This window comes from Limnohabitans sp. JirII-29, assembly GCF_003063395.1.
GTDB lineage: Bacteria > Pseudomonadota > Gammaproteobacteria > Burkholderiales > Burkholderiaceae_C > Limnohabitans.
Genome location: NZ_NESB01000002.1, coordinates 48966 through 72373, shown reverse-complemented (window position 1 = coordinate 72373; position 23408 = coordinate 48966). Strand labels below are relative to the sequence as shown.

General features: G+C 57.1%; 34 protein-coding genes and 1 tRNA gene. 7 read left to right on the top strand and 28 right to left on the bottom strand.

Going from position 1 to position 23408, the window contains the following annotated elements; all coding sequences use genetic code 11:
- Nucleotides 1-4: 4 nt before the first annotated feature.
- Entirely contained in the window at nucleotides 5-721 is a 717-nt protein-coding gene (locus tag B9Z39_RS03095) for a haloacid dehalogenase type II (RefSeq protein WP_199172993.1), read from the top strand.
- Nucleotides 722-753: 32 nt separating this feature from the next.
- Here the strand turns inward: B9Z39_RS03095 and B9Z39_RS03090 are convergent, their stop codons facing one another.
- The 21 genes from B9Z39_RS03090 to rplN all read right to left on the bottom strand — a co-directional run bounded on the left by B9Z39_RS03090 (nucleotide 754) and on the right by rplN (nucleotide 11841).
- The gene (locus B9Z39_RS03090; RefSeq protein WP_100147487.1) at nucleotides 754-1785 is read right to left on the bottom strand and encodes a serine/threonine protein kinase; all 1032 of its coding nucleotides are present in this window, start codon (nucleotides 1783-1785) and stop codon (nucleotides 754-756) included.
- Nucleotides 1751-2086 carry a DUF1840 domain-containing protein gene (locus B9Z39_RS03085; protein ID WP_100147551.1) on the bottom strand — a complete coding sequence of 112 codons (336 nt, stop codon included), beginning with the start codon at nucleotides 2084-2086 and terminating at the stop codon, nucleotides 1751-1753. The genes B9Z39_RS03090 and B9Z39_RS03085 overlap by 35 nt, the downstream gene beginning before the upstream one ends.
- Before the next feature lie 52 nt (nucleotides 2087-2138).
- Entirely contained in the window at nucleotides 2139-2957 is an 819-nt protein-coding gene (locus tag B9Z39_RS03080; RefSeq protein ID WP_100147486.1) for an alpha/beta fold hydrolase, read from the bottom strand.
- Nucleotides 2958-3005: 48 nt separating this feature from the next.
- A tRNA-Met gene (locus B9Z39_RS03075) sits at nucleotides 3006-3082 on the bottom strand.
- A 22-nt stretch (nucleotides 3083-3104) separates the two neighbouring features.
- The gene (rplQ, locus tag B9Z39_RS03070) at nucleotides 3105-3500 is read right to left on the bottom strand and encodes a 50S ribosomal protein L17 (RefSeq protein WP_100147485.1); all 396 of its coding nucleotides are present in this window, start codon (nucleotides 3498-3500) and stop codon (nucleotides 3105-3107) included.
- Between the two features lie 80 nt (nucleotides 3501-3580).
- Nucleotides 3581-4576, bottom strand: a complete 996-nt coding sequence (gene rpoA / locus B9Z39_RS03065; RefSeq protein ID WP_100147484.1) for a DNA-directed RNA polymerase subunit alpha — start codon at nucleotides 4574-4576, stop codon at nucleotides 3581-3583.
- Between the two features lie 110 nt (nucleotides 4577-4686).
- Complete coding sequence (gene rpsD, locus B9Z39_RS03060; protein WP_100147483.1) at nucleotides 4687-5310, bottom strand: 30S ribosomal protein S4; 624 nt, start codon at nucleotides 5308-5310, stop codon at nucleotides 4687-4689.
- A 101-nt stretch (nucleotides 5311-5411) separates the two neighbouring features.
- Complete coding sequence (rpsK, locus tag B9Z39_RS03055; protein WP_100147482.1) at nucleotides 5412-5816, bottom strand: 30S ribosomal protein S11; 405 nt, start codon at nucleotides 5814-5816, stop codon at nucleotides 5412-5414.
- An 18-nt stretch (nucleotides 5817-5834) separates the two neighbouring features.
- On the bottom strand, nucleotides 5835-6200 hold the full coding sequence (gene rpsM, locus B9Z39_RS03050) for a 30S ribosomal protein S13 (protein ID WP_100147481.1): 366 nt from the start codon (nucleotides 6198-6200) through the stop codon (nucleotides 5835-5837).
- A 25-nt stretch (nucleotides 6201-6225) separates the two neighbouring features.
- Nucleotides 6226-6339, bottom strand: coding sequence for a 50S ribosomal protein L36 (gene rpmJ / locus B9Z39_RS03045; RefSeq protein ID WP_011481465.1), 114 nt, complete (start codon nucleotides 6337-6339; stop codon nucleotides 6226-6228).
- Between the two features lie 79 nt (nucleotides 6340-6418).
- Nucleotides 6419-7714, bottom strand: a complete 1296-nt coding sequence (gene secY / locus B9Z39_RS03040) for a preprotein translocase subunit SecY (protein WP_100147480.1) — start codon at nucleotides 7712-7714, stop codon at nucleotides 6419-6421.
- 48 nt (nucleotides 7715-7762) lie between these two features.
- Nucleotides 7763-8194, bottom strand: a complete 432-nt coding sequence (gene rplO / locus B9Z39_RS03035; RefSeq protein WP_100147479.1) for a 50S ribosomal protein L15 — start codon at nucleotides 8192-8194, stop codon at nucleotides 7763-7765.
- A gap of 9 nt (nucleotides 8195-8203) precedes the next feature.
- Entirely contained in the window at nucleotides 8204-8386 is a 183-nt protein-coding gene (rpmD, locus tag B9Z39_RS03030) for a 50S ribosomal protein L30 (RefSeq protein ID WP_100147478.1), read from the bottom strand.
- A gap of 14 nt (nucleotides 8387-8400) precedes the next feature.
- On the bottom strand, nucleotides 8401-8919 hold the full coding sequence (gene rpsE, locus B9Z39_RS03025; RefSeq protein ID WP_100147477.1) for a 30S ribosomal protein S5: 519 nt from the start codon (nucleotides 8917-8919) through the stop codon (nucleotides 8401-8403).
- A gap of 18 nt (nucleotides 8920-8937) precedes the next feature.
- Complete coding sequence (gene rplR, locus B9Z39_RS03020) at nucleotides 8938-9303, bottom strand: 50S ribosomal protein L18 (protein WP_100147476.1); 366 nt, start codon at nucleotides 9301-9303, stop codon at nucleotides 8938-8940.
- Nucleotides 9304-9314: 11 nt separating this feature from the next.
- Entirely contained in the window at nucleotides 9315-9848 is a 534-nt protein-coding gene (gene rplF, locus B9Z39_RS03015; protein ID WP_100147475.1) for a 50S ribosomal protein L6, read from the bottom strand.
- Nucleotides 9849-9872: 24 nt separating this feature from the next.
- Entirely contained in the window at nucleotides 9873-10268 is a 396-nt protein-coding gene (gene rpsH, locus B9Z39_RS03010) for a 30S ribosomal protein S8 (RefSeq protein WP_100147474.1), read from the bottom strand.
- Nucleotides 10269-10286: 18 nt separating this feature from the next.
- Nucleotides 10287-10592 (bottom strand): 30S ribosomal protein S14, encoded by a 306-nt coding sequence (rpsN, locus tag B9Z39_RS03005; protein WP_100147473.1) that lies wholly within the window; start codon nucleotides 10590-10592, stop codon nucleotides 10287-10289.
- An 8-nt stretch (nucleotides 10593-10600) separates the two neighbouring features.
- On the bottom strand, nucleotides 10601-11140 hold the full coding sequence (gene rplE, locus B9Z39_RS03000) for a 50S ribosomal protein L5 (protein ID WP_100147472.1): 540 nt from the start codon (nucleotides 11138-11140) through the stop codon (nucleotides 10601-10603).
- Between the two features lie 2 nt (nucleotides 11141-11142).
- On the bottom strand, nucleotides 11143-11463 hold the full coding sequence (gene rplX, locus B9Z39_RS02995) for a 50S ribosomal protein L24 (RefSeq protein ID WP_100147471.1): 321 nt from the start codon (nucleotides 11461-11463) through the stop codon (nucleotides 11143-11145).
- 9 nt (nucleotides 11464-11472) lie between these two features.
- Nucleotides 11473-11841, bottom strand: a complete 369-nt coding sequence (gene rplN, locus B9Z39_RS02990) for a 50S ribosomal protein L14 (RefSeq protein ID WP_025596343.1) — start codon at nucleotides 11839-11841, stop codon at nucleotides 11473-11475.
- 210 nt (nucleotides 11842-12051) lie between these two features.
- Here rplN and proC point away from each other — a divergent pair, with 210 nt between their 5' ends.
- Together proC and B9Z39_RS02980 are read left to right on the top strand one after the other, a co-directional pair.
- Nucleotides 12052-12891, top strand: coding sequence for a pyrroline-5-carboxylate reductase (gene proC / locus B9Z39_RS02985; RefSeq protein WP_108300669.1), 840 nt, complete (start codon nucleotides 12052-12054; stop codon nucleotides 12889-12891).
- 55 nt (nucleotides 12892-12946) lie between these two features.
- The gene (locus tag B9Z39_RS02980; RefSeq protein WP_100147469.1) at nucleotides 12947-13168 is read left to right on the top strand and encodes a hypothetical protein; all 222 of its coding nucleotides are present in this window, start codon (nucleotides 12947-12949) and stop codon (nucleotides 13166-13168) included.
- 64 nt (nucleotides 13169-13232) lie between these two features.
- Here the strand turns inward: B9Z39_RS02980 and B9Z39_RS02975 are convergent, their stop codons facing one another.
- From B9Z39_RS02975 to recG, 3 genes are read right to left on the bottom strand one after another with little or no spacing between them, the layout of a single operon-like run.
- Nucleotides 13233-14135: a 4-hydroxybenzoate octaprenyltransferase gene (locus B9Z39_RS02975; protein ID WP_100147468.1), complete on the bottom strand. Its 903-nt coding sequence runs from the start codon at nucleotides 14133-14135 to the stop codon at nucleotides 13233-13235.
- Between the two features lie 10 nt (nucleotides 14136-14145).
- Complete coding sequence (locus B9Z39_RS02970) at nucleotides 14146-15111, bottom strand: hydrogen peroxide-inducible genes activator (RefSeq protein WP_100147467.1); 966 nt, start codon at nucleotides 15109-15111, stop codon at nucleotides 14146-14148.
- 4 nt (nucleotides 15112-15115) lie between these two features.
- Nucleotides 15116-17344, bottom strand: a complete 2229-nt coding sequence (recG, locus tag B9Z39_RS02965; protein WP_108300931.1) for an ATP-dependent DNA helicase RecG — start codon at nucleotides 17342-17344, stop codon at nucleotides 15116-15118.
- A 76-nt stretch (nucleotides 17345-17420) separates the two neighbouring features.
- Between recG and B9Z39_RS02960 the strand changes: the two genes are divergently transcribed.
- From B9Z39_RS02960 to tgt, 4 genes are all read left to right on the top strand, one after another.
- On the top strand, nucleotides 17421-17684 hold the full coding sequence (locus B9Z39_RS02960) for a YlcI/YnfO family protein (protein ID WP_100147466.1): 264 nt from the start codon (nucleotides 17421-17423) through the stop codon (nucleotides 17682-17684).
- A complete protein-coding gene (locus B9Z39_RS02955) occupies nucleotides 17681-17989 on the top strand; it encodes a type II toxin-antitoxin system RelE/ParE family toxin (RefSeq protein WP_108300668.1) in 309 nt (102 codons plus the stop codon). The genes B9Z39_RS02960 and B9Z39_RS02955 overlap by 4 nt, the downstream gene beginning before the upstream one ends.
- A 76-nt stretch (nucleotides 17990-18065) precedes the next feature.
- Entirely contained in the window at nucleotides 18066-19160 is a 1095-nt protein-coding gene (gene queA / locus B9Z39_RS02950; RefSeq protein ID WP_108300667.1) for a tRNA preQ1(34) S-adenosylmethionine ribosyltransferase-isomerase QueA, read from the top strand.
- Nucleotides 19147-20337, top strand: coding sequence for a tRNA guanosine(34) transglycosylase Tgt (tgt, locus tag B9Z39_RS02945; RefSeq protein WP_108300666.1), 1191 nt, complete (start codon nucleotides 19147-19149; stop codon nucleotides 20335-20337). Before queA ends, tgt begins: the two co-directional genes overlap by 14 nt.
- A 12-nt stretch (nucleotides 20338-20349) precedes the next feature.
- Here the strand turns inward: tgt and B9Z39_RS02940 are convergent, their stop codons facing one another.
- The 4 genes from B9Z39_RS02940 to B9Z39_RS02925 all read right to left on the bottom strand — a co-directional run bounded on the left by B9Z39_RS02940 (nucleotide 20350) and on the right by B9Z39_RS02925 (nucleotide 23399).
- On the bottom strand, nucleotides 20350-21621 hold the full coding sequence (locus tag B9Z39_RS02940) for an FIST N-terminal domain-containing protein (protein WP_108300665.1): 1272 nt from the start codon (nucleotides 21619-21621) through the stop codon (nucleotides 20350-20352).
- Nucleotides 21621-22280: a PhaM family polyhydroxyalkanoate granule multifunctional regulatory protein gene (locus B9Z39_RS02935; protein WP_108300664.1), complete on the bottom strand. Its 660-nt coding sequence runs from the start codon at nucleotides 22278-22280 to the stop codon at nucleotides 21621-21623. The genes B9Z39_RS02940 and B9Z39_RS02935 overlap by 1 nt, the downstream gene beginning before the upstream one ends.
- 66 nt (nucleotides 22281-22346) lie before the next feature.
- Nucleotides 22347-22835 (bottom strand): copper chaperone PCu(A)C, encoded by a 489-nt coding sequence (locus B9Z39_RS02930; RefSeq protein WP_108300663.1) that lies wholly within the window; start codon nucleotides 22833-22835, stop codon nucleotides 22347-22349.
- A 15-nt stretch (nucleotides 22836-22850) separates the two neighbouring features.
- Nucleotides 22851-23399, bottom strand: coding sequence for a YcnI family protein (locus tag B9Z39_RS02925; RefSeq protein ID WP_108300662.1), 549 nt, complete (start codon nucleotides 23397-23399; stop codon nucleotides 22851-22853).
- Between the last annotated feature and the right edge of the window lie 9 nt (nucleotides 23400-23408).

The window sequence follows — 23408 nt, the reverse complement described above, 5'->3', positions numbered from 1 at the left end:
TAACATGGACACTCTCAATCGCGTGAAGGCCGACACGAAAGTGTTGGCCTTCGATATTTTTGGCACCGTCGTCGACTGGCATGGCAGCATCGTGCGTGAAGTACAGGCGCTCTACCCGCATGTGGACGCCAACGCGTTTGCACTGGCTTGGCGCGCCGGTTACCAACCCGCCATGGCACGGGTGCGCTCAGGCGAGCTCGGCTGGACTCGCATCGATGAGCTGCACCGCTTGATCCTGGACGGTCTGTTGCCTCAGTTTGGATTGACGCATTTGAGCGAGGCTGAGCGCGTGCACTTGAACCGCGTCTGGCACCGACTCGACGCTTGGCCCGACAGCGTGGCGGGGCTGACGCGCCTCAAGCAACGCTTCACCATTTGCTCGCTCTCTAACGGCAACCTGGGGTTGCTGACGAACATGGCCAAGCGGGCTGGACTCCCGTGGGACTGTGTGTTGTCGGCAGAGGTGTTTCGCGCTTACAAGCCTGACCCTGCCACCTACCTTGGCGTGGCACAGGTGTTCGACCTGTCTCCCCATGAGGTGATGTTGTGTGCGGCGCACCACGACGACTTGGCCGCAGCACGCAGTTGCGGCTTGCACACGGCCTACATTGAACGTCCCATGGAGTTCGGTGCGTCGCAGATCAAAGATGTGTCACCCCAAGCCGGCAATGACGTGCATGCGCGTGACTTGATGGCCCTGGCAGATCTCCTGGGCTGTTGATGAAAATGTTGCGCTGAATACGCTGGTGCCACTCAAACGATGAGAGGGGGCTCTTGCATGGCCTCACACTGTTCGACCAGCATATGGACTTGTCCGGCCCAGTAGTCCGAGGTGCCAAACCAAGAAAAGTTCTGGATGAATGCGGGGTCATCACGACGCCGCGCCAACCAGGCGCTGTAGTGAATCAAGCGCAAGGTTCGCAAAGGCTCGATCAAAGCCAACTCCCGGCGATCTAGCTCGCGCATTTCCTCATAGCCATCAACCAAGACGCCAAGCTGGCGTGTGCGTTGCGCACGGTCGCCGCTGAGCAACATCCACAGGTCTTGGATGGCGGGCCCCATGCGGGCATCATCTAGGTCGACAAAATGTGGGCCGCCCTGGGGCAAGTCAGTGGGGGTCCACAAAATGTTGCCGGGATGGCAGTCGCCATGCAAACGCAGGCTTTGCACTGGCGTGTTTTGCATGGCTTGGCGCACCATCTCCAAAGCCTGGTTGCACACATCCAACCATGCATGTTGTTGGTCCATAGGAATCATCTGCTGGCCCAACAACCAATCACGTGAGTCTTCACCAAAGGTGGTGACATCCAACGTTGGACGTGTCTCAAACGGTCGGCGTGCCCCCACGTTGTGCAGGCGGGCGATGAAGCGTCCAATCCATTCCAGCACCTCGGGATCATCCAACTCAGGAGGCCGGCCACCACGTCGCGGGCTCACGCTGAAGGCGAAACCATGGGCATGGTGCAAGGTATTGCCATGCAACATCAGGGGGCCGACCATGGGAATTTCTTGCGCCATCAATTCGGCGGCAAACGCATGCTCTTCCAGAATTTGCGCATCGCTCCAGCGCTCGGGCCGGTAGAACTTGGCCACCAAGGCTTGGTCATCATCGAGCATGACTTGGTAGACGCGGTTTTCGTACGAACTCAATGCGGTGAGTCGGCCGTCTACTGCCAAATCTAAATCAGACAGCGCATCAAGCACCACATCAGGGGTCAGGGTTTCAAAGGCGTGCGGCACACGCGACGCTTCAAACACCCCAGACCACGTCGACGTTTTCGGCATGCGCGCGCTGCAACATGTCGATGAACGGCACCACACGTTGGCGCAAGCTGATGTGGTGTGCGCTTGATTTGTGCGCTGTCTCTTGTGCCGCTTGATCTTGCGTGGCCTGTTGCGCAGCTTCTAGCTCGGCCTCTTCACGAACCACCGCCTCTTGCAAGGCTTTGATGGCTTGGGGCATTTCAGACGCCAACACGATGCCTTTTGCACTCGGCTCTTTGCCCATGATTTGCAAAATTTGTCGGCCTTGTGGCTCAAGCATGATCAAGTCGCCGGTCGCTTTGGATTTGAATTTGTACAACATGGTTTCATTGTGCGCCGATGTGTTGGCAATCACCAGTTTTATTGACTCTGTCTCACAGGATTTGGCCCAACACGCGGTGGAAAGCATCCGCTTGTTCATAGGCGACCCAATGGCCTGCGTGGGCAATCACATCAAAGCTGTTGAGCCGATGCAGTATTTCTGGCACACGGTGCAAATTGCTCTGATACAGCGCATCTTTCGCGCCCCAGATACCGTGCACCGGACACTGCCATTGGCTTTGCACCCGAGCCAACACATCGGTTCGTGCAATACGCCGACGACGCATGCGATCACGCGCCACATTGGCCTCTTGCATGTCAATCACTTCGTCGGTGATCACCGCATCGTCACTCAGCATCATCACGCGCAGATTGTGTCGATGCACGTCACGTTGTTGTGCGGGTGTCATGTCAGCCAGCATGCCGCGCATGGGCAAAGATTCACGCATCAAGCCAAGCCCAGGCACGCCCACCAACAGCAAACGGGCGACCAATTCGGGCCGAGCAGCCGCCAACAATCCAGCAGTAAGGCCACCAAACGAAAACCCCATCACATCCACCGCCTGGCCATGGAAAGCAGCCTGCAGCACCTCCCCGACATAAGGCGCAAGGCTGTCTGCATCGCGAACCTCGGGAGGCAACGCCGAGTCTCCAAAACCTGGCAAGTCGAGTGCCCAAACAGGCCTGTCCGACGACAAATGAACCACATTACGAACCCAATGAGTCCAACTGCCCGATCCCCCGTGCAGCAGCACCAAGGGCGTTTGCTGGTGCAACTGTGCTGCCCCCCAGACATGCCAAACCACATCGCCCCAGGTGTGGGTTTGGATGATGCGTTGTGATCGCTCTAAAACGTTTTCTGTGCGTGTCATAAAACACCAAGAAAAAAGCCCGCTGAAAATTCAGCGGGCTTTTTGATCTGGTTGCGCGAGCAAGATTTGAACTTGCGACCTTTGGGTTATGAGCCCAACGAGCTACCAGGCTGCTCCATCGCGCGGTAAGAGGGTTATTGTAGCTGATTAAGCGCTTGCTTGCTCTTGATCAGCATCTTTAATTTCAGGACGATCCACCAGTTCAACAAAAGCCATCGGTGCATTGTCTCCAACACGGAAACCCATTTTCAAGATGCGTGTATAGCCGCCTGGACGGGTTTTGAAACGTGGGCCCAATTCATTGAAGAGCTTGACCACGCTGTCACGATCACGCAAGCGATCAAATGCCAAACGACGATTGGCCACGGTGGGCTCTTTCGCCAAAGTGATCATCGGTTCGATGACGCGGCGCAACTCTTTGGCTTTTGGCAAAGTGGTTTTGATGGCTTCGTGCTCAATGAGCGAGTTCATCATGTTGCGCAACATCGCCAAACGGTGTGATGTGGTGCGATTAAGTTTACGTAGTCCGTGTCCGTGACGCATGGTGATTTCCTTTGATGTTTTGCCGGCCGCCGTATCAGGTACGGCCAGGGGACTGTTGAGTCGGGTTAGTTATTTTAAATTCAACGACGCTCTAGACCAGCAGGTGGCCAGCTCTCGAGCTTCATGCCCAAGGTCAAACCACGTGAAGCCAGAACTTCTTTGATTTCGTTGAGTGACTTGCGACCCAGGTTAGGTGTCTTGAGCAACTCGTTTTCGGTGCGCTGAATCAGGTCACCGATGTAGTAAATGTTTTCTGCTTTCAAGCAGTTGGCGGAACGAACGGTGAGCTCGAGCTCGTCCACAGGGCGCAACAACAAGGGGTCAAACTGTTGCGAGCTGCCAGCGGGTGTATGTGCACCGCCAACGGCGCTGAACACATCGCCTTCCAGTTGTGCAAACACGGCCAGTTGTTCAACCAGAATTCTGGAAGAAGCACGCACAGCATCTTCAGCGGTGATGGCACCGTTGGTTTCGATTTCCATGACCAAACGGTCCAAATCGGTACGCTGTTCCACACGGGCGTTTTCAACGCTGTAGCTCACTCGGCTAACGGGCGAGAAAGATGCATCCAACACAATGCGGCCAATCGACTTGCTTGGCTCTTCACCGTAGCGACGCACAGTACCGGGCACATAGCCACGGCCCGTTTCCACCTTGAGTTGGATATCAATCTTGCCGCCTTGCGACAAATTGGCAATCACGTGCTCAGGGTTGATGATTTCAACGTCGTGAGGCGTTTGGATGTCAGCAGCCGTCACAGCGCCTTCACCGTCTTTGCGCAAGCTCAGGGTGACTTCATCACGGTTGTGCAACTTGAAAACCACACCTTTGAGGTTCAACAAAATGTTGACCACATCTTCTTGCACGCCATCAATGGACGAGTATTCATGCACCACGCCGGCGATGGTGACTTCTGTCACGGCATAACCCACCATGGAAGACAGCAAAACGCGACGCAGTGCGTTGCCCAGCGTGTGACCATAGCCACGCTCAAAAGGTTCCAAAGTGACCTTGGCCTTGTTGTGGCCCACTTGCTCGACGTGAATATTTTTTGGTTTCAGCAAATTAGTTTGCATTCAGATTTCCTCTCAATACCCCCGGCTCGTTACACCGGTAAGGCAGGCTGTCTGGACCACGCTGCGCGAGCAGGCAGCGTGGGGTGCGTTCGGTTGAAACTCAACCAGGATTAACGCGAATACAGTTCGACGATCAACGATTCGTTGATGTCAGCCGCGAATTCGTCGCGGTCGGGCGACTTCTTGAAAGTGCCTTCGGCTTTGTCTGCGTTGACTTCCACCCAAGCTGGCATGCCAACTTGTTTGGCCAACTCCAAGGCTTCCAAAATGCGGCCTTGTTTCTTAGACTTTTCACGCACAGCAATCACGTCACCGGCTTTCACCAAATAAGACGGAATATTGACTGGGTGACCGTTCACAGTGATGGCTTTGTGAGACACCAACTGACGTGCTTCAGCGCGTGTAGAGCCAAAGCCCATGCGGTACACCACGTTGTCCAAACGCGTTTCCAAAATGGTCAGCAGGTTGGAACCTGTGTTGCCTTTTTGGCGGTCAGCAGCAGCAAAGTAACGACGGAACTGACGCTCCAACACGCCGTACATGCGTTTGACCTTTTGCTTTTCGCGCAATTGCAAGCCGAAGTCAGACGTGCGCTGACCCGAGGTGCGGCCATGTTGGCCAGGCTTGGTATCAAATTTAGACTTGTCTGCAATCGAGCGGCGCGCGCTCTTCAAGAACAAGTCTGTGCCTTCGCGGCGGGAGAGTTTAGCCTTGGGGCCTAGGTAACGTGCCACTTGAATTTCCTTCTTTGATCATCTGCTCACTGAAAGTGAGGAGCCGCTGGTGCAATACCAGCGGCGGTGGGCTTGTGGTTAACAGTAAAAAGCGAAAACGCTTAGATACGACGACGCTTTTGTGGACGGCAACCGTTGTGGGGCACCGGTGTCACGTCAGCAATCGAGTTGATGCGAATGCCCAATGCGGCCAAGGCGCGCACCGAAGATTCACGACCAGGACCTGGGCCTTTGATTTCGACGTCCAGGTTCTTGATGCCTTGGTCAACAGCAGCACGACCCGCGACTTCCGATGCCACCTGGGCAGCGAAAGGTGTGGATTTGCGTGAGCCTTTGAAACCTTGACCACCCGACGAGGCCCATGACAAAGCGTTGCCTTGGCGATCGGTAATGGTGATGATGGTGTTGTTAAACGAAGCGTGCACGTGCGCGATACCGTCAGCAATGTTCTTGCGAACTTTTTTGCGGACACGTTGTGCGGCGCTGTTGGAAGGTGATTTAGCCATTGTTGTGCCTCAATCCGATTATTTCTTCAATGCCTGGGCTGCTTTACGTGGGCCCTTGCGCGTACGTGCGTTGGTACGCGTACGCTGACCACGCATGGGCAAGCCACGGCGATGACGGAAACCACGGTAGCAACCGATGTCCATCAAACGCTTGATGTTCATGGTCGTCTCGCGACGCAAGTCACCTTCAATGGTGAAGACAGCGATCTGGTCGCGGATCTTTTCGAGATCTCCGTCCGTCAGATCTTTGATCTTCTTTGAATATTCAATGCCACAAGCTTCGCAAATTTTGCGAGCGCGTGTGCGACCAATGCCGAAAATAGCTGTCAAGCCAATCTCTGCGTGTTTGTGCGGCGGAATGTTAATGCCAGCGATACGTGCCATGTGCGTCCTCTTTAAACCAGTTCAATCAGCCTTGACGCTGTTTGTGGCGTGGATCTGTACAGATCACACGAACCACGCCCTTGCGGCGGATGATTTTGCAGTTGCGGCAAATTTTTTTGACCGAAGCCGAAACTCTCATTTCACTCTCCTAAAACTCATTTTATCCGGCACCAACCTAGGCACCGAACGCGACTCTTTGTTTCTCGATCGCCGGGCTATCAACCCAGCGTTGTTTTGAAACTTGCCTTCTTTAACAGCGACTCGTACTGCTGACTCATCATGTAGTTTTGTACTTGGGCCATGAAATCCATGGTCACCACCACAATGATCAGCAACGAGGTACCACCGAAGTAGAAAGGCACGTTGTATTTCAAAATCAGAAACTCAGGTAACAAACAAACGAATGTGATGTACACCGCACCCGCCAATGTCAGTCGAACCAAAATCTTGTCAATGTATTTGGCGGTTTGATCTCCTGGACGAATACCAGGAACAAACGCACCGCTTTTCTTCAGGTTGTCTGCGGTCTCACGGCTGTTGAAAACCAGTGCCGTGTAGAAGAAACAGAAAAACACAATCGCAGCGGCATACAACATCACATAGACGGGCTGTCCAGGTGCCAATGCCGCAGAAATATCTTTCAACCACAACATGCTATCGCCAGAGCTGAACCAGCTCACCACGGTTGCTGGCAACAAAATGATGGACGACGCGAAGATGGGAGGAATCACACCTGCCATATTCAATTTCAGTGGCAAATGTGAGGATTGACCCCCATACACTTTGTTGCCCACTTGGCGACGCGCATAGTTCACCAAAATTTTGCGTTGGCCACGCTCGACAAACACCACAAAGTAGGTCACCAAGGCAACCACCACCACAATCACCAGAGCAACCAAAATGCTCATGGCACCTGTGCGCACCAGCTCCAACAAGCCACCGACTGAATTGGGCAAACCTGCCGCAATACCAGCAAAAATCAGAATCGAAATACCGTTACCCAGCCCACGTTCGGTGATCTGCTCACCCAGCCACATCAAGAACATCGTGCCCGATGTCAAGGTAATCATGGCTGTCATGCGAAAGCCAAAGCCCGGTGCATTCACCAAACCAGCAGAAGCCTCCAGCGCCAAAGCGATGCCCATCGATTGGAACAAGGCCAGACCCAAGGTGCCATAGCGGGTGTACTGCGTGATCTTGCGGCGACCTGCTTCGCCCTCTTTCTTGAGCTGCTCAAGCGCTGGCAACACATAGGTCATCAGTTGCATGATGATCGATGCGGAGATGTACGGCATGATGCCTAACGCGAACACGGTGAAACGCGACAAGGCGCCACCAGAGAACATGTTGAACAAGCTCAAAATTCCGCCTTGCTGACCCTTGAACAGCTGCTGCAGCTGATTGGGATCAATGCCAGGCACAGGAATGTGCGCACCCACGCGGTAAACAACCAAGGCGAGCAGCAAGAAGATCAAGCGACGACGCAAATCGCCGAACTTGTCGTTGTTACCCATCGATGAAGGTTTCGTTGCCACGAGGTGCTATTCCTAAACAGTCAGACCTTAGGCGACCGAGCCGCCAGCGGCTTCAATGGCAGCCTTTGCAGCGGCTGTCGCACCAATGCCGTTGAGCTTCACCGCTTTGGTGATCTCACCCGTCTTGATCACTTTGACCACGCGAGCAATATGAGCCACCAGACCAGCGGCCTTGAGGGAGTTCATGTCCACTTCAGCAGCACCGAATTGCTCCAGAGCAGCCAGCGTCACTTCCGCGTTGTATTTCAACGTGGTGGACTTGAAGCCGCGCTTGGGCAAGCGGCGTTGCAAAGGCATTTGACCGCCTTCAAAACCCACTTTGTGGTAACCACCCGAACGTGATTTTTGACCTTTGTGGCCACGACCTGCGGTTTTACCCAGGCCTGAGCCAATGCCACGGCCCACGCGACGCTTTGCGTGCTTGGCGCCATCGGCGTGTTTGATGTTATTGAGTTCCATCTTCAACCTTTACAGCACTTTGACCAGGTAGCTGATCTTGTTGATCATGCCGCGCACTGCGGGCGTGTCTTGCAACTCGCTCACAGAGTTGAGTTTGCGCAGACCCAAGCCACGAACGGTGGCACGGTGCGATTCTTTGGTACCAATCGGGCTGCGAACCAGTTGGACTTTGACAGTTTGTGTATTGCTCATCGAATGCTCCGAGATCAAGCGAAGATGTCTTCGATATTTTTGCCGCGCTTAGCAGCCACTTCCGAAGGGGTGGTGCAGTTCTTCAAAGCATCCAACGTGGCGCGAACCATGTTGTAAGGGTTCGACGTGCCATGGCTTTTCGCCACGATATCGGTGATGCCCATCACTTCGAAAACAGCGCGCATTGGACCGCCTGCAATGATGCCGGTACCCTTTGGGGCTGGAATCATCATCACATTGGCTGCGCCGTGGCTGCCATGCACCTTGTGGTGAATGGTGCCGTTCTTCAGAGACACTTTGATCATGTTGCGACGGGCTTCTTCCATCGCTTTTTGCACAGCAGCAGGCACTTCTTTTGACTTGCCCTTGCCCATGCCAACGCGACCATCATCGTCACCCACCACGGTGAGTGCGGCGAAACCGAGAATACGGCCGCCCTTGACGACCTTGGTGACGCGGTTCACCGCGATCATCTTCTCTTTCAGACCGTCTTCAGGACCGTCACTCTTGGTATTTGCCTGTAATTTAGCCATTTGTAATATCCAATTCGATTAGAACTGCAAGCCAGCTTCACGAGCGGCATCAGCGAGTGCTTTGACACGGCCGTGGTAGGCGAAGCCGGAGCGATCAAACGCCACCTTCTCAACGCCAGCTGCTTTTGCTTTCTCAGCAATGCGCTTGCCAATCACTTGGGCTGCATTGACGTTGCCGCCTTTGCCAGTCGCGCCAAGCTCTTTGCGCACATCGGCTTCGGCCGTAGATGCGGCTGCCAACACCTTGGTGCCGCAACCAGAAATCACGCTGGCGTAAATGTGCAAATTGGTACGGTTCACCATCAGACGCGCAACGCCTTGATTGGCGATACGGATACGTGTCTGACGGGCCCGGCGAAGACGCTGCTCTTTTTTGGTCAACATGTTGCAGCTCCTTATTTCTTCTTGGTCTCTTTGATCGTGATCTTCTCATCCGAATAACGGATGCCCTTGCCTTTGTAAGGCTCAGGAGGACGAATTGCACGAATCTCAGCGGCCACTTGTCCCACGCGTTGACGGTCAGCACCTTTGATGATGATTTCCGTTGGCGCAGGCGTTTCAACCTTGATGCCCTCAGGCATGTCTTTGTTCACGGGGTGAGAAAAACCCACCGCGAGATTGAGCTTAGAGCCTTGTGCTTGGGCCTTGTAGCCCACGCCGACCAAAGTCAACTTCTTCTCGAAACCCTTCGAGACACCCAACACCATGTTGTTCACCAACTGGCGCAATGTGCCGCTCATGGCATTCGCTTCACGCGACTCATCTACTGGGGTGAAAGTCACCTTACCAGCGTCGTTGACAACCTTCACCAGCGCATGAGAAGCCACCGACAGCGAACCGCCGGTACCTTTGACATTGATGTTGGCACTGTTAATTGACACGTCCACACCTTGGGGGACGATCACAGGCATTTTTCCAACTCGGGACATTTCAGTCTTTCCTTTAGTCGGCGTTTAAGCGACGTAGCACAACACTTCGCCACCGACACCGGTAGCGCGTGCTTTGCGATCTGTCATCACGCCCTTAGGCGTGGTCACGATTGCCACACCCATGCCATTCATGACTTGGGGGATGGCGCCGCAGCCTTTGTACACACGCAGGCCTGGACGGCTCACGCGCTCGATACGTTCGATCACTGGACGACCTGCGTAGTACTTGAGAGAAATCTCAAGCTCAGTCTTGCCAGCGTCTTTTTTGATTTGAAAACCGTCGATATAGCCTTCGTCTTTCAACACTTGCGCGATGGCGATCTTCACTTTGGAAGAAGGCACCAAAACAGTAGGTTTAGCCACCATTTGCGCATTGCGAATACGGGTCAGCAAATCGGCGATTGGGTCACTCATGCTCATTGAATATCTCCTGCCCGATTACCAGCTGGCCTTGGTGATGCCGGGAATATTGCCTTGGAAGGCAAGTTCACGGATCTTGGCGCGGCCGAGGCCAAATTGGCGGAATGTGCCGCGGGGACGACCGGTGATTTCGCAACGGTTGCGTTGACGCGTAGGGTTCGCGTTACGGGGAAGCTTTTGCAGACCCAAACGGGCAGCTGCGCGCTCTTCGTCGCTACGCTTGAAGTCATTAGCGATAGCCTTCAGTTCCGCATGCTTAGCTGCGTACTTAGCCACCAGCCTGTCTCGCTTGAGCTCTCGCTCGATCAAAGCTACTTTAGCCACGTGCCACCTCAGTTCTTGAACGGGAAACGGAAGCCTGCGAGGAGCGCTTTGCACTCGTCGTCGGTCTTGGCCGTCGTGGTGATGCTGATATTGAGGCCGCGCAGTGCGTCGACTTTGTCGTACTCAATCTCAGGGAAAATGATCTGCTCTTTCACGCCGATGTTGTAGTTACCACGGCCATCGAAAGCGCGACCAGAAATACCACGGAAGTCACGCACACGCGGCAAAGCGATAGTCACGAAACGATCCAGGAATTCATACATTTGCACGCCACGCAAAGTGACCATGCAACCAATCGGCTGCTGCTCGCGAATCTTGAAACCAGCGATAGCTTTCTTAGCCTTGGTCACCACGGGCTTTTGGCCTGCGATCTTGGTCAAATCACCCACGGCGTTGTCCATCACCTTTTTATCGGCAACCGCTTCGCTCACACCCATGTTCAAGGTGATCTTGGTCAGACGGGGGACTTCCATTGGAGACTTGTAACCGAACTTAGCGGTCAACTCAGGGACCACTTTTTCGCGATAGTGTTGTTGCAGTCGTGCCATGCTTATGCCGCCTTGATTTCTTCGCCGCTGGACTTGAAGACACGCACTTTGCTGCCGTCTGCCAGGGTCTTGATACCAACGCGATCAGCCTTGCCGGTCGCCGCGTTGTAAATCGCCACGTTGGACTGATGGATAGGCATGGTCTTTTCAACGATGCCACCCTGCGTGCCAGCCATGGGGTTGGGCTTGGTGTGCTTTTTCACCAAGTTGATGCCGTCCACCACCAGGTGTGCGTCATCTTTGCGCAGCGACACAACGCCACGCTTGCCTTTGTCACGCCCAGCGAGGACGATGACTTGGTCGCCTTTGCGAATCTTGTTCATGGTCTGACCTTACAGAACTTCAGGAGCCAAAGACACGATCTTCATGAACTTCTCAGTGCGCAACTCACGCGTCACTGGGCCGAAGATGCGGGTGCCAATAGGCTCCAACTTGGCGTTGAGCAACACAGCTGCGTTGCCATCGAATTTAACGAGCGAACCGTCGCCACGACGAATGCCCTTGGCAGTACGAACCACCACAGCACTGTAGACCTCGCCTTTTTTGACGCGGCCACGCGGAGCGGCTTCTTTAATGCTCACCTTGATAATGTCGCCAACACTTGCATAGCGACGCTTAGAACCGCCGAGCACCTTGATGCACAAAACGGATTTCGCACCGGTGTTGTCGGCCACATCTAACCGAGATTCAGTTTGGATCATTTCAAATATTCCCAACTTGCACCAAATCTCCATGCAGCAAAGCCACACAAAGAGTCGATCAGTCTTGGGCCCGTCATCCACGCCACGAACCACTCGCGACGCTTCAACTTGGGGCAGATAAACCCCGCTTTTTCAGCGGAGCCACAAATTATGCCACAGCTTTGGATCACTTGGCAAATATTTTTTCAAACCGATCTGACTGGCCCGACAATGCCCCCCATGTCGACACACCACACCCCCTCCCAAACCCTGGCTTTTATTGGCGGCGGCAACATGGCCAGCGCCATCATTGGCGGACTGATTCAACAAGGCACCCCAGTCCAACACATCGTGGCGGTGGAACCTTTTGAAGCAACACGGCAACAACTGGAAGCTAAATTTCAAATTCGCACACTCCCTCAAGCCAGCACGGCCCTCGAAGAAGCAGGGCTGGTGGTTTGGGCCGTCAAACCCCAGGTCTTCAAAGAAGCCGCGCAGACCGCACAGGCATTTTGCAAACACGCTTTGCACCTGAGTGTCGCGGCAGGCATCCGCAGCGACAGCATTGCCGCTTGGCTAGGTACGCAGCGCGTGGTGCGCGCCATGCCCAACACCCCCGCCTTGGTGGGCCTGGGGCAGACCGGCTTGTTTGCCCGCCCCAGCGTGAGCGCCGCCGACCAAGCGTGGATTGAGCAGGTGGTCGCTACCACAGGCCAATACCTGTGGGTCCAAGAAGAGGCATTACTCGATGCAGTCACGGCTATATCAGGATCAGGCCCTGCCTACGTCTTCTTCTTCATTGAAGCCATGGTCGAAGCAGGTGTGAAGATGGGGTTGACACAAGCGCAAGCCCACCAACTCGCGGTGGGGACATTTGTCGGCGCCTCCGAACTTGCCCGAAGCGCCAGCGAGTCACCCGCCGTCTTGCGTGAACGCGTCACCTCCAAAGGAGGCACCACCTATGCCGCCATCACGGCCATGCAAGAAAGCAAGGTGCAAGCCCTGTTCCAAGCCGCGCTAGAGGCCGCCCGGGCACGTGCGCACGAACTCGGCGATGCATTTGGCGGCTGAACCGGCCATCACTTGGTGAGACAATCTTGATGTCACGCTTTCGAAAGACTTTTTCATGAACAAACTACTGATCTCTTTGTTGTCTGCGGCCACCATGGCCTTCTCTATGGCTGTTTCGGCTCAAACCGCAGCCCCAGTCGCTCCGCCTGTCGCGCCAGCAGTCCAGGCAGCCCCAGCTGTTGCACCTGCCGACACTGCAACCACGCCCGCCAAGGCAGACAACAAGGCCAAGAAAAAGAAACTCAAGAAAAAATCGAAAAAGCACAAAGCCAAGTGATTGGCTCACGGCTGAAACAAAAAGAGCTTGGCATGCCAAGCTCTTTTTTATTTGGGCAAATGAATCACCGCAAAGCGTAGCTCACAGCAACCCCTGCAAATAGCGTCGCCCCCAACCAATGGTTCAAACGAAAGGCTTGGAAGCAGCCTTCGCGTGTACGGTCTTTGATCAACCGATAGTGCCAGCCCGCCTGAACCGCGGCCAAGACCAGTGCCGCATACCAGGGCCATGCCAACCCTTGGTCGTACAGCAACACCCCCCAGCCGGCCACATGCAAGGCGTAAAACGACATGACGGTCGCCACATCCCAACGCCCCAGGGTAATGGCTGAAGTCTTCATGCCAATGCGCAAGTCGTCATCGCGATCGACCATGGCGTACTCGGTGTCATACGCCAACACCCAAAACAAATTCACCGCCAGCATGGCCCAAGCAAAGCCTGGCACCGCCCCCCATAAAGCAGCCCCGTCAAGATCACGCCAGGACAGGCCTTGCCCCTGCACCACCGCAAACGCCATCGGTATGCCAAAGCTGAACGCCACCCCCAACACCGCCTGCGGCATCGAGACATGGCGTTTGGCATAGGGATACACCAAGGTCACCGCCAGCGCCGCAAAAGACCACAGCACCGCCGTCACACTGGTGGTCAGCACCAATCCAAACGCGAGCAGTGCCAGCACAGCCCCCACCCCTAAAGCCTCGCGCACTGACACCGCGCCGCGAGTCACAGGACGGTTGGCAGTGCGCTTGACGTGTCGGTCAAACTCACGATCCGCCACATCGTTGATGCAGCAACCTGCGCTGCGCATCAAGATCGTGCCCAGCACGAACACCCCCAGCAAATGCCACCCGGGCCAGCCCTGTGCAGCCACCCACAACGCCGACAGCGATGGCCACAGCAACAGCAGCCATCCTGCGGGCCGGTTCCAGCGGATCAAATCCAAATAAAGGGCCAGACGCTCGCGCATGCGTGCCCCCTCAAGACAAACGCTTCACACCTGGCAACTCGCAGGCGTAAATGGCATTGCGCAACGCAGCAATCGCCTCGTAGCGGGTGAAACTGCGCCGCCATGCCAAGACCACGCGACGCATCGGCGGCTCGCCTCCGTCAGCATCGGCAATAGGCACGTAGCGCACATAAGTCTCTTCGCTTTTTTTGCGCTTGGCCTGGCTGTCCAGCGCCTCTTTGGGCACGCTCAGGCGTGGCACCAACGTCACACCCATGCCTGCGGCCACCATGTGTTTGATGGTTTCCAAAGACGAGCCTTCAAAACTCTTGCGGATGCCCTCGGTGCTGCTCGAGAAGCGTGCAAACTCAGGGCACACCTCCAACACGTGGTCTCGGAAACAGTGGCCATTGCCCAGCAACAGCATGGTCTCGCTCTTGAGTTGTTCGGCACTCACGCGCTTGAGGCTGGCAAAGGGATGGTTGCTCGGCACCGCGGCCATGAATGGTTCGTCATAAAGCGCTGCGGTGGCCAAGCCCGTGTCCGGAAAAGGCTCGGCCATGATGGCGCAATCGATCTCGCCGGTACGCAACATCTCCAGCAACTTGACCGTGAAATTCTCTTGCAACATCAGCGGCATTTGCGGTGTCTTGGCAATGGCCTGACGCACCAAGCTCGGCAACAAATAAGGACCAATGGTGTAGATCACACCCAGCTTCAAAGGTCCGCCCAGTGGGTCTTTGCCGCGCTTGGCAATTTCTTTGATGTTGGCCGCTTGCTCCAACACGCTTTGCGCTTGACGCACGATCTCCTCACCCAAGGTGGTGACCGTCACCTCGTTGGCGCTGCGCTCGAACAACTTCACATCCAACTCTTCTTCGAGTTTTTTGATGGCCACCGACAGCGTGGGCTGCGACACAAAACACGCGTCAGCCGCGCGGCCAAAGTGCTTTTCACGCGCCACAGCCACGATGTATTTGAGTTCGGTCAGGGTCATGGGTTCATGCTTTCAAGAAATCTGATTTTCCACCCAACCAGCGCGCCACATGACGCTCGGCCAGCTCGGGGTACTGATCGAGCATCTTGGGCGCCAACGCGCGCGCCCAATCGAGCAAAGCCACGTCTTCCACCAGATCGGCAAAGCGCAACAAAGGCGCGCCGGACTGACGGGCCCCTAAGAACTCACCGGGCCCACGAATCTCTAAGTCACGGCGCGCAATCTCAAACCCGTCTGACGTCTCCACCATGGCACGCAAGCGCTCGCGTGCGGTTTCACTCAAACGCCCGTGCTCGCCGGTGGAATACATCAGCACACAAGCCGATGCCGCAGCACCCCGCCCCACACGCCCACGCAACTGGTGCAGTTGGCTCAAGCCAAACCGCTCGGCATGCTCAATCACCATCAGCGAAGCGTTCGGCACATCGACACCCACCTCAATCACCGTGGTGCTCACCAACACGCCCATTTGGCCACTCTCAAACAGCGCCATCTCTGCTTTTTTGTCCACCGGCGCCATGCGCGAGTGCAGCAAGCCCACCCGCACCGCCGGCTGCCCATCACGCGCTTGCAAGGCCTCGCTCAGCAAGGCATGTGTTTCTGTGGCGTTGGTCAAGTCCAAGGCCTCGCTCTCTTCAATCAGCGGGCAGACCCAATACACCTGACGGCCTTGCGCCAACTGGTGACGGATGCGTTCAATCAATTCGTCGCGGCGGTTCTCAGACACCAACTTGGTCACCACGGGTGTGCGCCCAGGCGGCAGCTCGTCGAGCGTGGACACATCCAAGTCGGCGTAGTAACTCATGGCCAGCGTGCGCGGAATGGGGGTGGCGCTCATCATGAGCATATGGGGCTCTTGTTGTGTGCCGGGGGAGGGGTAGGGGCCAGATTCGGCTCCGCGCTGCGCTTTTAATGTCGCCAAATCTGGCCCCTCCCCCTCCCCCGGCAACGTCTGGGTCTGGGTCTGGGTTTGCATTTTTTCGCGCAGCGCCAGACGCTGCGCCACGCCAAAGCGATGCTGCTCATCGATGATGGCCAAGGCCAAGTTCTTGAACACCACCAGCTCTTGAATCACCGCATGCGTGCCCACCACCAGCGCCGCTTCACCGCTGGCGATCAGGCCCAGCATTTCGGTGCGCTCTTTTTTCTTTTGACTGCCCGTCAACCACGCCACACGTTTGCCCAGCGGGGTCAGCAAAGGCTCCAACCAACCAATGAGTTTGCGAAAGTGTTGCTCGGCCAAAATTTCTGTGGGTGCCATCAATGCGCATTGCCAGCCACTGTCCATGGCCACCGCAGCGGCCAAGGCCGCCACGACCGTTTTGCCCGAACCCACATCGCCCTGCAACAAACGGTGCATGGGCACTTGGCGCATCAAGTCGCGGGCAATTTCTTCGCCCACGCGCCGCTGTGCGCCGGTCAACCCAAAGGGCAGCGCTCCCAGCAATTGCTCATGCAAGCCGCCCGCTTTGAGTGTCAAGGCTGGTGCCCGTAATTCATCACGCTCACGCTTGGCCTGCAATTGCGAAAGTTGCTGCGCCAGCAACTCTTCGGCCTTGAGCCGTTGCCAGGCCGGATGCGTGCGATCCTCCAACTGGGTCAACGACACATTGGGTGCAGGGTGATGCAAAAAATGCAACGACGCTTCGAGCGCCCAGCTGTGCGGGGGCAGGTGTTGGGCCGGAATGGTTTCTGAAAACGCGCCTTTGCGACCCGCATGCACCAAGCCACTGTGCACCGCACGGCGCAAATACGCCTGAGCCAAACCCGCCGAGGTGGGATAGACCGGCGTCAACGCTTGCGGCAACGGCGTGCCTGCGGCCTGGAAGTGCGGATGCATCATGGTGCGCCCCATGAAGCCCCCGCCTCGCACCTCCCCGCGCACACGCACACGGTTGCCAACCGCCAAGGCTTTTTGCTGCACCGGGTAAAAACTGAAGAAACGCAAGGTGCACGTGTCAGACCCATCGTCCACCACCACCAGCAATTGACGCCGCGGCTTGTAAGTGATCTCGCACGACACCACCGTGGCCTCCACCTGCACCGAGTCGCCATCGCGGGTATCCGCCAGGCGTCCTAAGCGCGTCTCGTCCTCGTAGCGCAACGGCAAGTGCAGTGCCAAATCGATGTCGCGATCCAGCCCGAGTTTGCGCAACGCTTTTTGAGGTGCGGAAAGAGGGATAGAAGCCGTCTTGGCTTGCGGCGCAACGGCAGACTTGGAAGCGGGTGGCATGGCGCCAGATTGTGCCCGCGCGCAACCCGAGCACGCGCGCATTACAATTGCATCACACGTTTTTTGGAGTCTCACCTTGAAAACTTCCACGCTGCCAGCGCTGCGCGTCAAACCTGAGCTGCGCGAAGCCGCGGAGCGCGCTTTGCGTCCCAACGAAACCTTGTCCAAACTAATGGAGTCGTCACTAGAAAGTTTCATCGCACACCGCGCCGCAGAAGATGACTTCATTGCGCGTGGCCTGCGTGCCGCAGACACGGCACGCCAAACCAACCGCTATGTCAGCGCCTCCGATGTGCTGGCCAAACTCGACGAACGCATCGCCACGGCCAAACGCAAATGACGCGTTATGCCCTGCGCTTCACAGAAGAAGCGCAAGAAGACTTGCTTCGGTTGTTCGACTTTTTGCTGCAATTCGACCTCGATGTGGCCTTGGGTGCTCGCCAAGCCATCGAAGACAGCTTCCAACTCTTAGAGCAGTTCCCGTTCACCTGCCGCAAAGCCGCCAACGGCGCGCACGGCCCCAGGCTGAGGGAACTCGTCATGTCATTTGGGGCGACGGGTTATGTGGCCTTGTTTGAAATTGACGATGCCACCACCGTCACCGTGTTGGCCATCCGGCACCAGCGCGAAGAAGACTTTCACTGAATCGGTTCGTATCAAACAGCCGTGCCAAAATCGTGGCTCTTTTCACTTGGAACGGGCCCGTCCGGCCCTCAAGCACATGCCCCAGACCTACACGCTCAGCGACTTCGACTTTCACCTCCCCGAAGCCCTGATTGCCCAGCACCCCGCCCCTGAACGCAGCGCCTCGCGCTTGCTCGATGGCCGCAGCAGCCCCTTCATCGACCGCACATTCAAAGATTTGCCCAGCCTGCTGCGCGCGGGCGACTTGCTGGTATTCAACGACACCGAGGTGGTCAAAGCTCGCCTGTTTGGCGAAAAACCCACTGGCGGCAAGTTGGAGCTCTTGGTCGAGCGGGTGCTAACCAACCACGAGGTGGTGGCGCACATGAAGGTGAGTAAAAAGCCGCCCGTGGGCACCGTGCTGCACATGACCGGCGGCTTCAGCGCCACCCTGCTCGGGCGTTGGCCAGATGAAGAGGGGCAACTGTTTCGCTTCAAGTTCAGCGATGAGCCGCACATGCTGATGCAGCAACACGGTCACATGCCGCTACCGCCCTACATTGAGCGCCACCAGAACACCGCCGATCCGCAGCACGAAAGTGCCGCGGACAAAGCCGAAGACGAAACGCGCTACCAAACCGTGTTCGCCAAACACCCAGGCGCTGCTGCTGCGCCCACCGCAGCCTTGCACTTTGACCAGGGCGTGCTCGACGGCTTGGCTGCTCGCGGCGTCAACACCGCCAGCGTCACCCTGCACGTAGGCGCCGGCACATTTCAGCCCGTCAAGACCGAGAACCTGGCGGAACACCGCATGCACAGCGAGTGGTACAACATTCCCGCCGCCACCGTGGAAGCGATTGCGCATACCCAAGCACACGGCGGTCGTGTGGTGGCCGTGGGCACCACCAGCGTGCGCACCTTAGAGAGCTGGGCGCGCAGTGGGCAGACACAAGGTGACACCCAAATCTTCATCACACCAGGCTTTGACTTTCGGGTGGTGGACGTGCTCATCACCAACTTTCATTTGCCCAAAAGCACCCTGCTGATGCTGGTCAGCGCATTTACCGGCTTCGACCACATGCATGCGCTGTACCGCCATGCGATTGCGCAGAACTACCGTTTTTTCAGCTACGGCGACGCCATGCTGCTCGAGAAAAATTCAGAAAGAAAGACACCCCATGCTGACGTTTGATGTCCTTGCCACCGACCCCCCTTCTGCCGACGGGTCTTACTTAGGGACCCATGCACGCCGAGGCCAGCTCACGCTCAACCATGGCGTGGTGCAAACCCCCATCTTCATGCCTGTGGGCACCTACGGCACTGTCAAAGGTGTGATGCCACGCAGCCTGGAAGACATGGGCGCCCAAATCATCTTGGGCAACACCTTCCATTTGTGGATGCGCCCCGGTCTAGACGTGATGCAAAGCTTTGGCGGCTTGCATGGCTTTGAGCGTTGGAACAAACCCATCCTCACTGACAGCGGCGGCTTTCAGGTGTGGTCACTCGGTGCCATGCGCAAGATCACCGAAGAAGGGGTGACCTTTGCGTCGCCCGTGAACGGCGACAAGCTGTTCATGTCGCCAGAGGTGAGCATGCAAATTCAAACCACCCTCAACAGCGACATCGTGATGCAGCTCGACGAGTGCACGCCTTATGAAACCAAAGGCCACCTCACAACGCAAGCCGAAGCCCGTAAATCCATGGAAATGAGCCGTCGCTGGGCGGTACGCAGCAAGGCTGAATTTGCACGCTTGGAAAATCCCAACGCCTTGTTTGGCATTGTGCAAGGCGGTATGTTCACCAACCTGCGCCAAGAGTCGCTCGACGCCTTGGTGGAGATGAATTTTCCGGGCTACGCCATTGGTGGCGTGAGCGTGGGCGAGCCCAAAGAACAGATGCTGGAGATCATGGCCCACACCCCACACCGCCTGCCCGCCCACAAGCCGCGCTACCTGATGGGCGTGGGCACACCCGAAGACTTGGTGCAAGGCGTGGCAGACGGCGTGGACATGTTCGACTGCGTCATGCCCACCCGCAACGCCCGCAACGGCACCATGTTCACCCGCTTTGGCGACCTGAAAATTCGCAACGCCCGCCACAAGGCCGACCACGGCCCGCTCGACAGCACCTGCACCTGCTACACCTGCCATGGCCACACACGGGCCGATGGCAGTCTGAGCGGCGGCTTCAGCCGCGCTTACTTGCACCACCTCGACCGTTGCGGCGAAATGCTCGGCCCCATGCTCACCACCATCCACAACCTGCACTACTACTTGAACCTGATGCGCGAAGTGCGTGAGGCCTTGGAGACGGGTCAGTTTGGCGCGTTTCGCACCAAGTTCAAACAAGACCGGGCACGCGGTATTTGAGCCGCAAGCAGATCAAGCCTCGGTGGTGAACACCGTCAACACACCGGTGTAGCCATACAGGTTTTGGTGCGCAATTTCGCCGCCGGCAAAAAAGCCCACCAGCGGCACATCGCCCAAGGCACGACGCACGATTTGCAGCTCGGCACTGGGCCCGCCAAAGTGCGGGCCGCCGCGCCCCGCGCAGCTGACATACACCGCACCCGCCATGCGTCGGGCAGGATGCGGGCTGGCCGAGGTTTCAGCGCTCAGCACACCGGCCAGTTCTGCTGTCATTTCTTCGGGCTCTAGCGCTTCACGAATTTCAGCGCCAATGCGCATCAGGTCCGCCCGCGCAGCAGTCATGTTGCGTTCGCAAAACGTCAGCCGCATGCCCACCTCCACCGGCTGGGCCACCGCCACCGCACGCAGCGTCGGGTCCAAGCCAATGATGTGACGCACCAACACCGCATCGTCAAACTCGCCGGTGCGCTTGATGGCTGCGTCATGCGCGGGCGCCAGCCCCACCAAGGTGGCGCGCACTTTGGTCAGGGCCTGTTGGCGTTGTTCCAGGTCAATGTGCAGGTCACGCACCAAGACATCCAAGGCGGGTTCGTCGTCCAGGGTCAGCACCACATGGTTGTCCACCGACGTGATGGTGTGCACCGGGCCAATGGGCAAACACCCTTGCGTCACGCGCGACACCATGGCCACTTCGGCATCAAAGGCCACACCGCTCAAGCCGCCCGAAAACACGCCATCGGCCTGGCCCTGTCCGGCCATGTTGCCGTCACCACGCTGTGCAAACTGCACCACCTGTTGGCGGCTGGAGGCCAAGCCACCAAACACATGGCCACTGACCGTGCGTTGTGCCAGTTCGGCAATCAGCTCTGGCACGTCAGGCGTTTGGGCATCGGCGTGCAACAGCGCGGTGTGCGGCACAAAGTTGCTGCCGCCTTGTCCGCCTTGCGCCAGCGGTGCCACGCCGCTGAACACGCGGTAGTGCTCGGGCGAAATGTCGCACAGCATCACGCTCAGCGCGGGCTCGTCAAAATATTCCACGTTGTTGGCTGCCACGCCCACGCCCACGGTGCCAGCCCAGTCAGTGACTTCGGGCAGTTCGGCGCTCAAATAGCCCAGCAATTCTTTGGCGTGCGGCGCGTAATGGTCGGTGATGTAGAGCAGGCCCAAAGGCGGCGCACTGGCGTACTCGGGCAAAGCCATGTGGGCACGCAGTTGCGCCAGCACCAAACCGGCGGCCATGCGCCATTGCGGATGGGTGGCGTGGCCGTAGGGGAAGAGCTTCATCAGGCTTTGCGTCGTGCAGCCGTTTTGGCCGTTGCTTTGGACGCGGTTTGGCGCGTTGTCTTGCGTGCAGCTTTTGGCTTGGCCGGGGCGCTGGGCGCTGCGGCTTTTTTGGCAGGTGCCCCTGCATGTGCGGCGGCGTTGTGCGCCATGTCGTGCATGGCTTTGTTGGCAATGTGTTGAAACTGATCGGTCAACGAACTCCACCAGTGCGCGGGATCTACTCCAGCAGAAGCGCTGGCGGTGGGCTTGCTCTGCTGTTTCGCGGCTTTCGCGGCTTGTTGCGCTGCGGCCTGCTCTGGCGTTGGCTCAGACGCCGGGGCCGGCTCAGACGCTGTAGGCGTTGCATCCGGTTGGGGTTTGACCTTGAGCGACTCGGCCAGCTCTGCAAAGCTCAGGTTCATGCCTTGCAAGGTAGCCAGGGTCATGCGCTGAACCTCCAAGGCCTGGATGGTGGCACTTACCGCCTTGGTGTTTTGGTCCAACCAGAAATGCACCGTCTTCAGCTCTTGAATGCGCTTGTCCAACTCTTCAGGATCCAGCGTAGGCGCCACCCAGCCTGGCGCAGCCGTTGAGGCCGCGCCCGCACCAGGGGTGAGGTTTTTCAAAAAGTCAAAGCCCGGAACGAACTTGGTGAAATCAAAACCGCTGGGGTTGCTCATGGGTGTCTCCTGGTGGAAGTGTGTGCTGGGATTAAACCAAACCCGAGCGATCACGAAACTGACAAATCAATGCTTGTGATCGCCGTGCTGGTGCTCCATGCCCTGCCCCATCATCGGCGTTTGTGCGCTCACGGGCAGCTTGAGCTCAAGATTTGTTTTGACGCCTTTGGCATCTTGAAACACCAAGGTCACGGGGACCGTGCTGTCTTTGGTCAAGGGGGCTTTGAGGTCCATCAACATCACGTGGTAGCTGCCCGGCTTGAGCTCCACCACCTTGCCAGCAGGCAAGTCCAAGCCATTGGGCAAGGCCGCCATCTTCATGACGTCCTTGTCCATCTTCATTTCATGAATCTCGGCCACGCCGGCAGCGGGGCTGCTCACCCCTACGAGCTTGGCGCTGTCTTTGGCGGTGAGCTTCATGAAAGCACCGGTGGCTTTTTGACCGGGCACGGTGGCACGGGCCCAAGCGTCGGTGATGGTGACGTTTTGCGCGAAAGCGCTGGCAGCCAACACCGTGGTGAGCGACACGGCAATCAAGCATTTAGAAAATTTCATGGGAACTCCTTGGGATCAATGGTTGTGGTGTTGGTGGACCGGGGCGAGCTGCACATCCAGCAAAGCGGCTGGCAGTTTCAAGCCGCGCGTCGATGTGCCGTGGGCCGGAATATCAGACCAATCATTTTGACCGCTCTCGCAGGTCTGCAAAACTTTGACCCACATCGGACCGGCAAGGTCGGGCAAGCGGCCCATGAAGGCAAATTCATCAAACTGGTCATCGGGCAACGCCGCCTCTCGGGTGCTCGCAGCCCAACGCAACTCCACCACATCGTCGGTCACGGTTTTGCCGTGGCTGGTGTAGGGCTGCGCCAGCTTGGCGGTACGCGAGCTCAAGCTCCAGCCGGGTTTGGGTTGAGGCTTGGCACCTTCAAAACCCGTGGGCACTTGCACCGCCAGGCTGGTGGTGGCAGACCCATTGCAGCCGTGCCCCACACGCAAGGTGGCTTTGTAGTAAGTGCCCGCGACCGCTTGAGGCTCGGTCAACACGATGTGCGCTTGGGCTGCTTGCGCAAGTGCGAAAAGTCCGCTGCAAAGAGCCCCTATCAGATGTTTATTTGTCATGGTTCAACT